Here is a 15,022-nt window from a genome sequence, read left to right as displayed (position 1 = left end):
TTTTTTCATTTTTCTTTTCCTTTTAGCTTCGTTAAATAGGCTATTGCATCCTCAAAGTTGTCCACCGGCACGATCTTCATGTCCGTGTCGATATCCTTTGCTGCAATGAGTGCATCTTCATAATTCGAACCTGCTGCTCCGTTTTCATTTGGGGCAAAAAATATTTCGGCTCCAGATTTATCGGCTGCAACTATTTTCTGTTGAATCCCGCCAATTGGACCGACTGTCCCATCATCTGACATCGTTCCTGTACCGGCTATATCATACCCATTTGTAAGATCGCCTTTTGTTAATTGATTATAAATCTCCAATGAAAACATTAAACCTGCTGAAGGACCGCCTATTTGTTCTGAATCTATGGCAATCGCAGGTTTTGTGATCACTTTTCGGTTATCATCTAGCGAAATGCCTATTCCGACCCTATTTGGGTCATCTTTAAAAGGCTGCAATGCAAGAACGGCCGTTTTCTCCGTCTCTTCCCGCTTATACACTATTTTAACTTCATCTCCAGCCTTTTTTCCGTTAATATAGTCCATGAATTCCTGTGCAGACTTGAATTTAACATCATCGACCTGAATGATTTGATCGCCCGCTTTCAATTCTTTAGCTGCCGGCATTCCTTTTAGCACGTCCAAAACATATACACCCAGGTACTCGTAATCGACTTCTTTCCCTGCTTTTTCATATGCGATCTGAATGGCATTATTTTTAGAACCATCCATTAAGTGCAGTTGCCTGATATTATATTCTTCATCTGTTTCATCTTCGCTTCGAATGGAGTTTTCCGGATAAAGCTCCTGATATTTGCTCCACTTCGCCATCATGTAGGAATATATATTCGCCCTGCCCATCCTTACAGTGGTTAACATAAAACTTCCTTCTGCTTCATCTCCTCCGGATACCTCAATGATTGGCTCCAACTCTTTAGCCATTCCTGGTTTTGATACATAAAAAGGTAGGGAATAAAGGGCTGATGCTATGAGTAGTATAGCCACCACCAGGAAAGTGCGTACATACATTTTACGGCTCATCTTCAAAGGACTCCTTCCAAGTAACAATGCTCTGCTTAATTTGATCTATTTTTCCTCTTGCAGCTTCTTCTCCAATACTAATTATTTCCTGTACGTTTGTAAATGATTTAGAGCTGTATTTCTCAACCCTGGGGCGTATCATGACGTCTGATGCAAACTCCCTACTTTTGACCAACTCCATTTGCAGAATATCGAGGCTTTGCATGATGACATCATATATGGAATTTATCTCCATATCCTGTTTCACGTGGGCTACATCCACACCAATTATGATGTCTGCTCCCATATCCTTCACGACTGAAACAGGAACCCTGTCAACAACGCCGCCATCAACAAGCAGTCGGTTTCCGATTTTTTCGGGAGTGAAAATGCCGGGAATGGAGATGCTTGCCCTTACAGCCGGTGCGATGGGACCTTCCTGAAAAATGACTTTTTCCCCCGTTTTTATATCAGTGGCGACCACCGCCACAGGAATATCAAGTTCTTCAAATTTCTTACCATATGTAAATACCCTGATTAAATCCTTTGTACGTTTACCAGAGATGAAGCCCATTTTAGGTATGGTGAAGTCTAAATAATACTTTCGCTTAAATGCACGGGACAACTTATACAGCCTCTCAATATCCGAACCCGCTCCATAAAAGGCAGCAACCATAGCTCCCATGCTGCTTCCAGCAATCATATCTATCGGAATGCCCTCTTGCTGCAATACCTTTATCACGCCAATATGTGCAAATCCCCTAGCTCCTCCTGACCCAAGTGCAAGCCCGACTTTTGGTTTCGACAAAGAAAACCCTCCCGCCTATAACTAGTTCAAAATATTGAAATAACACTCATTCAAAGTTATGGTCTTAAACGGATTTATAGAAGCATATTATTTATATTGACAGTGAAACAAGCATGGCAGATATAAACTATGTAGCCAATGAAGTGAAGGGCTGCATTGAAATTCCATTGTGCGGATCATTCTCATTTATACATGTCGGTACAATCCACATTCCATCATGCGCTTACTTTTAGAGAAAAGGAAGTTCATATATTATTATATACGAAACGAACTGCCCTTATTTAGTAACCTTCAAGAGGAGGCTGAATTTTGCTAAAATCAAAATCTAAAACAGTACTGTTAGCTACCTCCGTCACGATGATGGCAGTTGGCTTGATCATCTTCCCCCAAGAATCCTTTGAAGCTTCCAAAGGCGGACTGAATATGTGGTGGACAATTGTTTTCCCTTCGCTTCTACCTTTCTTGATTTTCTCGGAGTTATTAATCAGTTTTGGGGTTGTCAGGTTCATTGGCGTCATGCTCGAGCCATTTATGCGTCCCTTATTCCGTGTACCGGGAGTGGGCGGTTTCGTTTGGGCGATGGGACTTGCATCAGGGTTTCCAGCTGGAGCGAAGTTCACTGTAAGGCTTCGTCAGGAAGAACAATTGACCCGCATTGAAGCTGAAAGACTCGTTTGTTTTACTAATTCATCTAATCCATTGTTCCTGTTCGTTGCGGTTGCCGTTGGGTTTTTCCACAATCCTCATTTAGGGATCATCCTTGCACTTTCCCACTACCTAGGAAATTTTTGTGTAGGCATCATCATGCGTTTTTACCGTTGGAAAGAAGAAAAATCCCATATAAAAGTAATGACCAAGCTCCCCTCCATAAGACAAGCCTTTAGCCAAATGCATCGAACCAGATTAAAAGAAACAAGACCCTTTGGCAGTTTACTTGGAGATGCGGTAATCTCATCCATTCAAACCCTATTAATGATCGGGGGGTTCATCATTCTCTTTTCGGTGGTGAACAAGCTTTTATTTCATTTGAACATTACCGGATTGCTAGCATCGGGGGTCGGAGGAATTTTACATATTTTAAATTTCCCAGATTCTTTAAGCCTCCCCTTCATATCAGGCATGTTTGAAATGACTCTTGGTTCAAAATTAACCAGTACGGTTGAAGATGCGACGCTCTTTCAGCAAACCGTGATGACAAGTTTCATCTTAGCTTTCAACGGGTTCAGCATTCAAGCGCAAGTTGCCAGCATCATAGCCGCAACAGACATCCGTTTCACTCCCTTTTTTCTGGCTAGGATAGCACATGGCCTTCTGGCATCCATTATTACCGTCTTGCTTTGGGAACCATTCTATAAAGGCAATAGGTACAGCGGCAGCCCGATAAACGCATTTCCAGTCAGCGGATCCGGTGAACATGCGAATTCCCTCTATCAGAACATGCTTGATTTCGGTCCCATTCTAACCCTCGTGTTTTTGACCCTATACATCATCATATATACCAAAAGGCTTTTCAAAAGCCTTTCGTAACCGAAAAAAGAGCATTGCGCGTTGGCAATGCTCTTTTTTCTATCCTTTCAGCTCGTTGTACTTTTTGGCCAGGGCTTTCTGGACGACGCTTGGCACCAGTTCTGAGATATCCCCGCCATATTTCGCAACCTCTTTCACGATACTTGAACTCAAGAAAGAATATTGATTTTTCGTCATGATAAAGAATGACTCTATTTTATTGTTAAGGAATCTGTTCATCGAAGTTCCCTGCATTTCATATTCAAAGTCGGAAGTCGCCCTCAATCCCCTGATTATGGCATTCGCGGAAACGCTTTCAGCATAGTCGACCGTCAATCCTTGATAGAAATCCACTTTAACATTCGGCATATGGGCAGTCGCCTCAGTAATCAATTCCAGTCTCTCCTCCACTGTAAAAAGTGAATTTTTCGCTGAATTGTTCACGATGACCACATATACCTCATCAAAAACATTCGCTCCCCTTTGAATGATATCAAGATGACCAAATGTTATTGGATCAAAACTCCCCGGACAAATCGCTATTTTGGACATTCATAGTTCCCCCTGTTCGTGTACGTTTCCCCATTGATAAATCGTAACGGCAATGATGCCATAAACTTCTTTTCTCTTAACGGTAAAGTCACCAACTTTTTCTGGCAATGTTACATCATGGCCATGCTCACAAACAATGTATCCTATATCGTTCAGCAATCGGTATTTATGTATTTCTTCAAGAATCTCGACTAGCTTTTGTTTCTTATAAGGCGGATCAAGAAAAATCAATTCAAAAGTCATTTCCCTTTTCACCAAAGCTTTCAGTGCACGCTCTGAATCATTTTTATAAACTTCTGCACGGTCTGAAAACTTGCATAGTTCCAAATTGGCCTTAACCGTTTGATTTGCTTTAAAATCCCGGTCAACAAATATGGCTTTATCCATGCCTCTGCTTAACGCTTCAATTCCCAGTCCACCGCTCCCGGCAAACAAGTCGAGGACCAGACCTCCTTCGAAATAAGGACCAATCATGTTGAAAATGGATTCCTTGACTTTATCAGTAGTCGGACGGGTTCCTGTACCCGGTACAGCCTTAAGTGGTCTTCCTTTACAAATTCCGGAAACGACCCTCATCATTCTCACCACATTTTATGACAAATTTCTGTTACTTTCCTATCCTAACATATTAGAAAAAGCTAGCCAATATTTAAACCCATTTGGCTTCATTTCCAAGATGAAAATCAACTTATCATTTCGTACCCTGGAAAGAAGATATCCATTCTTTTTATAAATGTTTTACATTTTGAATAATAAAGTGGTTTTTGGCAATAATGTGAATAACAACATTCCTTTTTAGGTGTTGTTGCCAACCGCGGAGAAGGCTTACGTTTCCCCATAAGTTCTTCCTCCGGTTTCTCCTCTCCCTTTGCCTTCTGGTCCTTAGTTAGACATAGAAGGACCCTGCATATTTTTGCAGGGCTTTTTTTATTGATAAACCTCTGATATCTAATTTTCTTTTGTCATGATTCGTCAATAAAGTTGTCCTTCTCTTTTATGAGCGATAATGATAAAGTAATGAATAATAAGTTAGTTAGGAGAGGTTTAATTGATTCAACGTTTTATTGAAATTGGACAAGGATATTCCGATATATATGAGTTGCTGGAAGTAGGTCGCAATCAGAAACATCGAGTTGCAAGGCTTTTGGCCATGCATACTACTATAAATGATAAAAAGGTAACGTCATTGGTTATCGTCATGCAGCCCACAGATCCTGGGAAGTTCCAGCCGCTTTACATTTGCCGTGAAGGTATACCGAACCCTCATGCCACCAAAAACAAACGCTATGAGCTTTTTGAGAACTTGGCGGAGGAACTGGATAGACCAATTATTGAAATCGACGTGAAACCTTCAGTGCTGTTTGCAGAAATCGAGTTGTACTACCAACACTTAATCGGCATTTTGCGAATGAATAGATATCTGCCCCCATTAGGTTGAAAGATGTTGATGCCCTGAATTGAAAAAAGCTGACTCCACATGAGTCAGCTTTTTTTAAATTCCCATTTTATAATCATATTCTTTCGCTTTATCCGGTTTGGAATTTTCGAACTCCACCTTCAAAAAAGGCTTGTAAGAAAGGTCCACTTTTTTAACGAACGAATAATTATTCAGCTTTTCCACTAGTGGTTCCACTTCATCCATATTCGTATAAAGAACTACATATTTCAACTTTTTTGAAACATAATGGATATTTCCAAATTTCCTAAGCATTTTGGCTTGTTTTAATGTATGTAAATAGACGATGATTCCCTGTCTCGCTCCAAGCATATCAATAACTCCCTTTTATAAAGGTTTTAACTAAGTGTAGCATAGCAGAATCTTTACTTTCAACCAAGAAAAAAGATTATAAACGAAATTCTCTCACTATTATGAATATACTCACTGTGAAGGGAGCCAAACAAACGATGGATTTAAACCAGATTTGGCATCAATTTATTGATCATCTATTGGATAATGATGAAATTACCCAAGCTTCGATAAAAAAAGTCACGGGTATACCATTTTTATATATCCATTATCATCCAGCACAAAATGATAATGGTAATCTTTCTTATTTAATAAAAAAAGCCGCAAGCCTTTCAATGCGCGGCAAGCAGCTTCATTGTGAAACCATTTTCGTACGGCAGGAAGAACATTTATATGTATTCAGGCATCGTTTTTATGTGCCGCAGCAAAAGATGTTTTGCTGCGGCAACCTTTGTCCGGACTGTATTTTATATCACAGTTAAGCGCTTTGTAACTTAAACGGAATATACATGATAGAAACAAAGTACAAGGAAGGACCTTACTACATGCATCGGTTCATTGACCCTACTGTCTAGACGAAGGTTCCTTACATGAACACAGCCACCGAAATCCGTAGTAAGCCGAATTTCGATGGCTGCATGTTCTTGTATACCGGCCTAAATGTTAACGATCTGGCCATTACCTTAAGCAGAGCACCCACAACTTCCGCCAGTTCCGCAGCTTCCCGTTGAACATCCACCGGATGAAACAAAAAATGGATTCCCAGCTGGGGTTTTGACCTGTTCAGAAACCGCTCGGCCAATTCTTCCGCTGATTTCATCAAGAACGGATTGCAATTCGGTCTCCGCCCGCTTAAACTCAGAAACGGCAGGATGCATATCCATATCTCGTTTAGCTTGCCTGGTTTCTAAATTGATGCGTTTATAATCCGGATGATATTTACCGAACCTTTGAACATCTTCAAATAGATCCTTTAGCGAAGTAAACTTGGAAATTTTCCGCTGGGCCTCTTTGTCGCTTTGTAATTTATATAAACTAAGGAGGTATTCTTCCCCTATTTCAGAATGAAGGATCATTTCAGCTAATCCATCAGCCTGTTGTAAAATGTCGATGATTTCCATAGTAGCAAGCATTAACAAGCTCACCTCCACAACCATTTTACCATTTCTCCCTATCAGATGCTAATGGTTTGATTAAATCGAGGAAGTGATATGTACATCGATCTCTTTTTGCAGCCCTGTTTTTTCACCTGAACCATTCAAAACCTCCAGCTTAATTTTATGCATGCCATTCGGGACATCCTTTAAGATAAATGCTGCCGTTTTCATATCGACTTTCTTTTGATTATCAATAAATACCGACACAGTTGCCAATTGTTCAGGATTTGATTCAGAAAAACCATAGTTTTTCAAGTAGCACTCTACATAGACAGAGTTGCCTTTAACAAAAGTTTTTACCCGAAAGTCCTCATCTGAATTTCTGATGCTCGATACAGTGGTGGCAGCTTTGAGTGTAGAAACACCTTGCATGGTTACTCCTGAATTTTCAGGTTCAGGTATTTTCTTTCCACAACCAGACGCCGCCATCAACACTGTTAGAGCCAATATCAACTTTCTCATTCCATCGTCCCCCTTTTGCCTTTATTGTTCGCCAAAAGGAGTAATTTACTCTTATTTTCTTCATTCACCTGGAGCATTCATCGCTTGAAACATATGAAGCATCATTGAGGCAACCTGAACACTTTCCGAAAATTTAGAAACCCGATGTGGAATCGACTTTTCAAAATAATATTTCGCTTCGGTTTCAAACACATCCACTTCATGGGGATTACGCATTAACCTTTTGTACCATGCAGGCTGAACCCTTAAGTAGTTTCGCATATCTTCGTTTGTTTGAATGAATTCATATATATTCTGACGCATGAAAAACCCTCCTTAATCTTTAGTGAATAAAAAAGGGTTAGCTCTCTGCTCTTTTTCTTTTGGGGGAGGACTGGTATCACCTGATTTATTCCCTTGGAAAGCAGATAGCACTCCTTGGATTGCACCAATGGCCTGATTTGCATTCGTAATATATTGTTGAATCTGCCCCATATCCATATTTTTAACTGCACTCATTAACGAACCGATCAACTCAGTGCTTTGTTCTCCCTTTTCAACCGGCGGTGATGGAGATCCTGTATTCACTTTGGACTCACCCACACTGCCGTCAGCCTGCCAGCGTGGATGATCTTCTCCGAGTAAATACCACTCTTCAAAAAGTTCCTGCCATGTTGCTTGTTTGCTTCTCACTTCATTCACTAAATGAGGATGTTCCTTTACAAACTCCCGAAATCCATCCACGGAGGGCCGCTTTCTTTTTGCCATTACTCTCACCTCACACTTAGACATCGCCTATTGCACCATATGCTAAAGGTAAATAAAAAGTGCATAACATTCGTTTTCAAATGCAATTGGATTTTCCGTAGTATAATATCAGAAAAAAAGAGGTATTTTCATGTCGGATGCAAGTGATTCAATCAAGCGCTTCCAGAATCTGGATGAGTCTGCAAATGAAACAGAGTTATCATCAAGCCTACGGCAATTAAATAAGGATGTAAGCAAACAGGGTACGACACCTACGATGCCTATGCCTAATACACCTCTTGTACATTATGAATTAAACATTACTCATGGAGTCATGATAGCCACCTTCATAGATTCTGGGGATGGGAACCCTTACAAGCTCAACAGTTCCAAAAGGGTATGCAGCCGTGACTTCGGATATCCAAGTTCGTTACTTTAAACCTTCCATTGGCGATCGATTAACGTGTACATTCGAATTAATACATGGGCAAACGATCATCATCGAGGAGAAAGTCCACCGTGATGATGGGGCACTTTGCGCTATATCGACAAGGAACTTTTTCATATTGAAAATATAATCCAGAACAAGAAAACGGACCCTAATCGGATCCGTTTTTTTTATCTCTTTATGAAATTCTGGGTGTAATACTTTTTATATACCCCGACGCCCAGACCTGTAAATTCCTCGTTCAGCAACGCATCCCGATGCCCTTTGCTATTTAGCCAACCTTCCATGACTGCAGCTGCGTCCACATAATTAGCCGCTATATTTTCACCTGCTGCCCTGTATTTTACATGACCTGCATCGAGACGCCTTTCCAAATCCCCCTTTGTTTCAGAAACATGGGTTCCTTCAGGTGCGTCCGTCATATCCCTGCTATGAAGGTAAGCAACCTCTGCAGTTGGAGCATCCCATTCTAAAGGCTCCAAATCAAACCTACTGCGCATTATATTCGTAATATCGAATATTTGCTGCTCATTGCCATCTTCCACTTTCGCCAAGTCTTCTTCAGAAAGATCCTTAACTGTCACAAGTTCACCTTGATAGGTCAACTCATACGGCTTTTGTTTCAATAAGGCGGAATCATTCAAAAATCGGATGCTTGAAACAGTCCCGGTGAATTTATCCAAATAGAGCTGAACATTAATATTCCCTAAATCAATTAAAGGCCTCATGTTCATATCTTCCTCCGACAATTCAAAACGATAGGAACTGTGACCAACTTCAATATCAACAGTAGGTTCCACATATAAGCTGGAATAGATGGCATCAATCGATTGTCCAATTTTAAAAGGAGCGACATTGACCTTATCACCGATTCCATAAGCAGATACCACTTTTTCATTTTCAACGGCTAATTGGAAATAATTATCATAGTCCTTTTTATAAACCCACCATTCATATCCATAGGCGGACATATCAATTCGATCTGGCTTACCGTATTCTTTTTCTATCTCTTTTGCATTTTTCCCGATTGTTACTGCCAGACCTTCTGTCACTTCAGTAACCCCTTCCTTTTCAGAGGAAGTGCTTTTTTCATTTATATGTCCATTGGGGTTAACACCTTTGTTACCATCAATAAGAGGGTTTCCTTCATCTTCATCGCCGATATTAAGATAAATACCGATTACAAAAAAAATAATGATTAACACCAACACCTTACCTAAACTGCGCAGAGGAACACTCCCTCTCTCTATCTAATTTATGTATCCAATGCAAAAACCTTTCTTTCCTGATTATATCACTGTTCAATCATAATTTTCTAATTTACGATAGACTGCCCCTACATTAAATATTTATTTAAAAAATGGTACTTTTGTGAATGATTAAAATACCATAGTTGAGTTCATTGCAACTTCCACCATTTCGTACTATTATAAAATATAGGATAAAATGGTATATTATAAACATACTTGGAGATTTTTAATATATTCATGTACATAATATTTTCCCGGTATGTCATTTTAATTCTCAATAGTAAACATAGGAGGTACTACTCGTGAAATTTGAAAGCTTTGGAATCGAAAACATCACAGCCGACTTAAACCGATTAGATGACCTAATGCCGCAGTATGGTTTAATACGTGCAGAACAATGGGATTACGAAAGAGTCAGTTACGATCGTAAGTTCGAATTAAAAGAAGGCACGTTTTACCTGAGAATACTTGGCTATGCTACAGAGGGCGATGTAGGCGCTCACAGGGCCGTCATCAAACTAATGGTTCCTCTATTAGGAAAACACTATTATCCACACGGAGTTGAATATGGCGAAGGAGAGGATTTCCCTGCTTCACTAGTTAAACAAAGTGAAAAAATCCTCGCTCAAATCAAAGAAGAACTTACACAATTCAACGGTCTGTAAAAGCCGTTAGTGAAAAGTGAGGTACAAAGAGAGAGGATCATGTGTGATGCTCTCTTTTTTTTTGTATCCATTACAAAAGCCTGATGCTTTTTTTGCACCAGGCTTTTTCGTTATTTTAAAATCCTAGGATCGCCTTTATTAAAGATGTTGTTTCGCCGCCATGATAAATGACATAAAGCAGTATGTAAACAGCTACACCAGTAATCCCAGTGAAAAACCAAATGATGCTTGTCGCAGGCCCGATTTTTTTATGAATGGCGAATTTACCTTTAAACCCAGTGGTAAGCATGATAATCCCCAAAACAGCTCCAGTCGTTGCAAGCGTTATATGGAAGATCAAAAAAATCGTATAATAAATTTTAATGTCATCGGGTCCGCCAAATGACGTACTACCAATGAAGACCGTCCGAGAAAGATATATAGTGAAAAAGATTACTGCAAAAACCGCAGCTGCCATCATGGTTTTTTTATGGGTCTCGATTTTGCGTTGTTTAATTTGATACCAGCCTATTGCAACAGTGATGGCACTTAATACAATGAAGGCTGTACTTATCGTTGGAAGGATTGGTAAAGACATATGAATTGTAGTCCTCTCTATATTTATTAATCAACTACCATTTTATAAGAGGCAATCATAAAATTCAATAAAATCAAGGATTATTAACAGAATGCTCACTTTTATAGAATTGCCAAGTCAAATCACTGGCTATTTGATTTAAATCGAAAATCAGGCCATGGCAGATAAAAGACTTGTCCGCCTCAAGACAAGTCTTTTATCTTACAATTATTCTACAGTCTGAAAATCCGAAGGCATCGGATCGATATCATTTTGGCCGCCATTCTCCTTTTTGAACCAAGCAAAGAAAATGACACCTAATACATAGCCTAAAACGATTTCTTGAATCACCTTCATCAGAACCCCACCAAGCTGTTGATCCTCAAGCAATGGCAGTCCATTGAACATTTCTGGGCCACTGAGCGTTAAGCCCGACAGCGCTGAAGCCGGAACGCAGAGTTCCATGGCACTGGCCCAAGATTCCGCGTTGGTAAATGTATCATACATCGGATCATTAGCAAAAATGATTAAAGCGCAAGCAGGGGTCATTAGAATGCCACTGCCGAAAATATAAGCTACTTTTTTCACACCTGACAGACTTTCACGTTCCGGCAGTTGATTGACAAGTGGGAACCACATCAAAACAGCAGTCGTAAATAAAAGGACCGTGTATCCGGCATGAAACCACATCCCCGTTTTAATAAAGTCGAATACTAACGGGATATGGTACAACGAGAAAAGAACATTAAAAAGTAAAAGGGCGATAAGAGGTCTCGTGAAAAATTGAAATAACGTCTTCACTCCCCTTGAATTTATGAAAGTTCTCATAAGCCAATCTGGAATCGCTATGATAAATAAAGGCGGAATCACAAGATAGAGCAGTGCCATTTGAAACATGTGGGCACTGAACATGATATGGCTCAATAAATCCAGTGGCGATCCTTTTACCACATATAGAAGGAGCATGGCTATCAAAAAATAAGTTGCCTGTTTAGCGGAAAGCGATGAACTATCCGAAAACTTCTCCCTTTTTTTTGTCACCAGCCAAAAATAGCCAACGGTTATTAGTACGAGGGCGGCAAAATAATAAGGACTCCACAGAGCGCGAAATCCGAAAATATCAATAGACAAAGAAATCACCTCGTTCATAAACTTTTTCTTACTTTCATTATACCTAAAATGAAACATGGTAACAAATATAGATAAACCTGGATACTTTTTCTAGAAAAATAAAGAAAACCGGCTATCATTCAATAGCCGATTTTCTTTATGGTTTATAACCAAACAATCGTTGTGAACACAAGGACTGTTATCAAGCCTACTGCAAGGCCGGAAAATAAGAACAATGCAATGGTGCCATGCCCTTTATGCTTCATGTGCATGAAATAATACAATTGGAAAATCACTTGTACAACTGCCAGCAGCAAAATGACTGGTTTAATGAACCAATGTGAAAAACCCTCAATTCCTACTGCAGCAAAAGCAAGTAATGTAAAGAAAATCATAAGTGTAAATGATATCACTTGGTGTTTCATCTCTTCAGCATTTTTCTTACGGCGATATTTTAAATCGACATTCGGGTTCGCTGAATTTGATTGTTCATTCGCCATCAGTTATCCCACCATTCCCATTAAGTATACGACAGTAAAGATAAACACCCAGACTACGTCAATGAAATGCCAATAAAGACTTGCAACAAAAAATTTAGGAGCGTTATATAAATTCAAGCCCCTTCTTGCATTACGAACCATAAGAGATATGATCCAAACAAGACCGAAAGCAACGTGTCCTCCGTGAAAGCCAACTAACGTATAAAACGCGGAGCCGAAGGCACTACTCGTAAATGTATGATGGAATTCATGAACATAGTGATTAAATTCATAAATCTCGAGTCCAAGAAAACCAAAACCAAGGGCAACCGTAATCACAAGCCAAGCCTGCATTTGTTTAAAGTGGTTATTTTTCATATGGTACATCGCATACACACTAGTCAATGAACTGGTCAATAACAGCATGGTTGCTACAAAAGTAAGTGGTAATTCGAATAAATCTTTAGCTAGGGCTGCATCACCATTTGGAACTTTATCCTTCAATGCCAGGTAAGTTGCAAATAGTGAGGCGAATAATACCGTCTCTCCACCAAGAAACAACCAGAATCCCAAATACTTATTTTTACCTTCTAAAGTCGCTTTCTCGGGAGAAGCAGGCCAAGTAGCATCCGTGAATCTTTCATCTGCTTGCATTATGCCTTACCTCCCTTGTCTTTATCGTCCATAAGGTCTTCTTTATGAATATGGTACCCATGATCGTCTTTAACTGAACGAATAAACATTGAACCAAATGTTACCAAAAGTCCAACAATCATTATAGGCAGGGTCCATGTCTTATCATCCATATGGTATAAAGCACCGAATGCGGCGATAAATAAACCGGAAGCAATCGTTAAAGGAAGAATGGATGAATTGGGCATATGGATATCCCCAAGTGGTTCTGCAGGAGTCATTTCCTTTTTCCCTTCCATTTTTTCAACCCAGTAAGGATCTAATCCGCGGACTAACGGAAGTTGTTTAAAATTATAAAACGGCGGTGGTGATGGAATGGCCCATTCAAGCGTACGGCCATCTCCCCAAGGATCATTGCCGACTTTTTCATTCTTCACAGATGTAATGATGATATTGATAACCATCACCAAGACCCCAAATGCCATCAAAAAGGCTCCAACAGTACTAATCATATTACCTGTATTGAAACCTTGATCGTCCAAGAATGTAAATACTCGACGAGGCATTCCCATCAAACCTAAGAAATGTTGAATGAAGAATGTTAAATGGAAACCAATCAAGAACGTCCAAAATGTGATTTGCCCCAATTTTTCGCTTAACATTGTTCCAAACATCTTCGGCCAATAGAAATTGATTCCAGCCAGTAAACCTAATACGACCCCACCGACGATTACATAGTGGAAATGAGCAACAACGAAATAACTATCATGGTATTGATAATCAGCAGGTGCAGATGCGAGCATGATACCTGTCACGCCACCCATTGTAAATGTAGGAATAAAGGCAACTGCATAAAGCATCGGAACCGTGAACTTGACGCTTCCTCCCCACATCGTAAAAATCCAGTTGAATATCTTAATACCCGTCGGTACAGCGATAGCCATGGTCGCCACGGCAAAGATTGCATTTGCGATCGGACCTAGACCAGTGGTAAACATATGGTGCGCCCAAACCATGAAACCTAAGAAACCGATTAAAACGGTTGCAAATACCATCGATGAATAACCAAACAGTCTTTTTCTGGAGAATGTAGCGAAAATTTCGGAAAAAATACCGAACGCCGGAAGAATCAGGATATAAACTTCCGGGTGACCGAATATCCAGAATAAATGCTCCCAAATAATCGTATTTCCCCCTGCCGCTACATCAAAGAAATTCGCGCCAAACATCCGATCGAACATCATTAACACCAATCCCACGGTAAGCGGAGGAAAAGCGAATAATATCAATGCAGAAACAACGAAAGTTGACCAGGTAAACAGCGGCATACGCATATATGTCATACCAGGCGTACGCATATTAATAATGGTAACAAGGAAATTGATCCCTGCAATTAGTGTTCCAAAACCTGAAATTTGTAGTCCGAGGACGTAAAAATCAATGCCATGGCCTTCGGAGTGCAGGGAAAGTGATGCATACGATGTCCAGCCTGCATCTGGAGCCCCCCCTAAAAACCATGAAAGATTTAAAAAGATTCCCCCAAAGAAAAACAACCAAAAACCTAATGAGTTCAAAAATGGGAACGCAACATCACGTGCCCCTATTTGTAATGGTACAACCGCATTCATTACAGCAAATACCAATGGCATGGCCGCCAGAAATATCATTGTCGTACCGTGCATGGTCAATATTTCATTATAAAATCCGGCACTTACGAAGTCATTATTTGGGATTGCAAGCTGGATACGGATAAACATCGCTTCCAAACCGCCGATTACAAAGAATAACCCGCCAGAGATAAGATATAATATGGCGATTTTCTTATGGTCTACCGTCGTCAGATAATCCCAAATCGTAGCGCCAAATCCTTTTTTATTAGCGTACGTACTCACGATTTAACCTCCTTAATCAAT

Annotated in this window: 21 protein-coding genes; 6 read left to right on the top strand and 15 right to left on the bottom strand. The window is 40.0% G+C overall.

Going from position 1 to position 15,022, the window contains the following annotated elements:
- Positions 1-5: 5 nt before the first annotated feature.
- Together NYE63_RS08225 and NYE63_RS08220 are read right to left on the bottom strand one after the other, a co-directional pair.
- Complete coding sequence (locus tag NYE63_RS08225; RefSeq protein WP_342604763.1) at positions 6-1,031, bottom strand: SepM family pheromone-processing serine protease; 1,026 nt, start codon at positions 1,029-1,031, stop codon at positions 6-8.
- Positions 1,021-1,818, bottom strand: coding sequence for a patatin-like phospholipase family protein (locus NYE63_RS08220; protein ID WP_076366700.1), 798 nt, complete (start codon positions 1,816-1,818; stop codon positions 1,021-1,023). The genes NYE63_RS08225 and NYE63_RS08220 overlap by 11 nt, the downstream gene beginning before the upstream one ends.
- Before the next feature lie 309 nt (positions 1,819-2,127).
- Here NYE63_RS08220 and ylbJ point away from each other — a divergent pair, with 309 nt between their 5' ends.
- Positions 2,128-3,345 (top strand): sporulation integral membrane protein YlbJ, encoded by a 1,218-nt coding sequence (gene ylbJ / locus NYE63_RS08215; RefSeq protein ID WP_342604762.1) that lies wholly within the window; start codon positions 2,128-2,130, stop codon positions 3,343-3,345.
- Positions 3,346-3,384: 39 nt separating this feature from the next.
- Here ylbJ and coaD read toward each other — a convergent pair whose 3' ends face one another.
- Positions 3,385-3,876, bottom strand: coding sequence for a pantetheine-phosphate adenylyltransferase (coaD, locus tag NYE63_RS08210; RefSeq protein ID WP_342604761.1), 492 nt, complete (start codon positions 3,874-3,876; stop codon positions 3,385-3,387).
- A complete protein-coding gene (gene rsmD / locus NYE63_RS08205; RefSeq protein WP_342605710.1) occupies positions 3,877-4,452 on the bottom strand; it encodes a 16S rRNA (guanine(966)-N(2))-methyltransferase RsmD in 576 nt (191 codons plus the stop codon).
- Positions 4,453-4,924: 472 nt separating this feature from the next.
- On the opposite strand from rsmD, the gene NYE63_RS08200 reads away from it, so the two are divergent.
- Positions 4,925-5,314, top strand: a complete 390-nt coding sequence (locus tag NYE63_RS08200; protein WP_063231953.1) for a hypothetical protein — start codon at positions 4,925-4,927, stop codon at positions 5,312-5,314.
- A 54-nt stretch (positions 5,315-5,368) separates the two neighbouring features.
- On the opposite strand, the gene NYE63_RS08195 is transcribed toward NYE63_RS08200, so the two are convergent.
- Positions 5,369-5,644 (bottom strand): YlbG family protein, encoded by a 276-nt coding sequence (locus tag NYE63_RS08195; protein ID WP_048684554.1) that lies wholly within the window; start codon positions 5,642-5,644, stop codon positions 5,369-5,371.
- A 137-nt stretch (positions 5,645-5,781) separates the two neighbouring features.
- On the opposite strand from NYE63_RS08195, the gene NYE63_RS08190 reads away from it, so the two are divergent.
- Complete coding sequence (locus NYE63_RS08190; RefSeq protein WP_342604760.1) at positions 5,782-6,105, top strand: hypothetical protein; 324 nt, start codon at positions 5,782-5,784, stop codon at positions 6,103-6,105.
- A gap of 201 nt (positions 6,106-6,306) precedes the next feature.
- Here the strand turns inward: NYE63_RS08190 and NYE63_RS08185 are convergent, their stop codons facing one another.
- Genes NYE63_RS08185 through NYE63_RS08170 form a run of 4 tightly spaced genes read right to left on the bottom strand, consistent with a single transcriptional unit; the run spans position 6,307 to position 7,989 of the window.
- A complete protein-coding gene (locus tag NYE63_RS08185) occupies positions 6,307-6,756 on the bottom strand; it encodes a YlbF family regulator (protein WP_342605709.1) in 450 nt (149 codons plus the stop codon).
- A gap of 60 nt (positions 6,757-6,816) precedes the next feature.
- Positions 6,817-7,242, bottom strand: a complete 426-nt coding sequence (locus NYE63_RS08180; protein WP_342604759.1) for a hypothetical protein — start codon at positions 7,240-7,242, stop codon at positions 6,817-6,819.
- Positions 7,243-7,302: 60 nt separating this feature from the next.
- Positions 7,303-7,545, bottom strand: a complete 243-nt coding sequence (locus tag NYE63_RS08175) for a YlbE-like family protein (protein ID WP_061144075.1) — start codon at positions 7,543-7,545, stop codon at positions 7,303-7,305.
- 12 nt (positions 7,546-7,557) lie between these two features.
- On the bottom strand, positions 7,558-7,989 hold the full coding sequence (locus NYE63_RS08170) for a YlbD family protein (protein ID WP_286184519.1): 432 nt from the start codon (positions 7,987-7,989) through the stop codon (positions 7,558-7,560).
- Positions 7,990-8,119: 130 nt separating this feature from the next.
- Here NYE63_RS08170 and NYE63_RS08165 point away from each other — a divergent pair, with 130 nt between their 5' ends.
- Both NYE63_RS08165 and NYE63_RS08160 read left to right on the top strand, forming a co-directional pair.
- Positions 8,120-8,407 (top strand): hypothetical protein, encoded by a 288-nt coding sequence (locus NYE63_RS08165; RefSeq protein ID WP_342604758.1) that lies wholly within the window; start codon positions 8,120-8,122, stop codon positions 8,405-8,407.
- Entirely contained in the window at positions 8,376-8,546 is a 171-nt protein-coding gene (locus tag NYE63_RS08160) for a hypothetical protein (protein WP_342604757.1), read from the top strand. Before NYE63_RS08165 ends, NYE63_RS08160 begins: the two co-directional genes overlap by 32 nt.
- Before the next feature lie 40 nt (positions 8,547-8,586).
- Here the strand turns inward: NYE63_RS08160 and NYE63_RS08155 are convergent, their stop codons facing one another.
- Entirely contained in the window at positions 8,587-9,621 is a 1,035-nt protein-coding gene (locus NYE63_RS08155) for a CAP domain-containing protein (RefSeq protein WP_342604756.1), read from the bottom strand.
- A gap of 347 nt (positions 9,622-9,968) precedes the next feature.
- Here NYE63_RS08155 and NYE63_RS08150 point away from each other — a divergent pair, with 347 nt between their 5' ends.
- Positions 9,969-10,331: a YugN family protein gene (locus tag NYE63_RS08150; protein ID WP_034313973.1), complete on the top strand. Its 363-nt coding sequence runs from the start codon at positions 9,969-9,971 to the stop codon at positions 10,329-10,331.
- A gap of 115 nt (positions 10,332-10,446) precedes the next feature.
- Here NYE63_RS08150 and NYE63_RS08145 read toward each other — a convergent pair whose 3' ends face one another.
- The 5 genes from NYE63_RS08145 to ctaD all read right to left on the bottom strand — a co-directional run bounded on the left by NYE63_RS08145 (position 10,447) and on the right by ctaD (position 15,001).
- Positions 10,447-10,908, bottom strand: coding sequence for a DUF420 domain-containing protein (locus NYE63_RS08145; RefSeq protein ID WP_057278459.1), 462 nt, complete (start codon positions 10,906-10,908; stop codon positions 10,447-10,449).
- A 207-nt stretch (positions 10,909-11,115) separates the two neighbouring features.
- Positions 11,116-12,027, bottom strand: coding sequence for a cytochrome c oxidase assembly factor CtaG (gene ctaG / locus NYE63_RS08140; RefSeq protein WP_342605708.1), 912 nt, complete (start codon positions 12,025-12,027; stop codon positions 11,116-11,118).
- Positions 12,028-12,161: 134 nt separating this feature from the next.
- Positions 12,162-12,497, bottom strand: coding sequence for a cytochrome c oxidase subunit IVB (gene ctaF / locus NYE63_RS08135; RefSeq protein ID WP_048684534.1), 336 nt, complete (start codon positions 12,495-12,497; stop codon positions 12,162-12,164).
- 3 nt (positions 12,498-12,500) lie between these two features.
- Complete coding sequence (locus tag NYE63_RS08130; RefSeq protein WP_063231961.1) at positions 12,501-13,130, bottom strand: cytochrome (ubi)quinol oxidase subunit III; 630 nt, start codon at positions 13,128-13,130, stop codon at positions 12,501-12,503.
- Complete coding sequence (ctaD, locus tag NYE63_RS08125; RefSeq protein ID WP_063231962.1) at positions 13,130-15,001, bottom strand: cytochrome c oxidase subunit I; 1,872 nt, start codon at positions 14,999-15,001, stop codon at positions 13,130-13,132. Before ctaD ends, NYE63_RS08130 begins: the two co-directional genes overlap by 1 nt.
- Positions 15,002-15,022: the final 21 nt, after the last annotated feature.

Origin of the sequence: Peribacillus sp. FSL E2-0159 (genome assembly GCF_038643155.1) — a bacterium.
In the GTDB taxonomy this organism is placed as follows: domain Bacteria; phylum Bacillota; class Bacilli; order Bacillales; family DSM-1321; genus Peribacillus; species Peribacillus simplex.
This window is presented reverse-complemented; position numbering and strand designations above follow the sequence as displayed.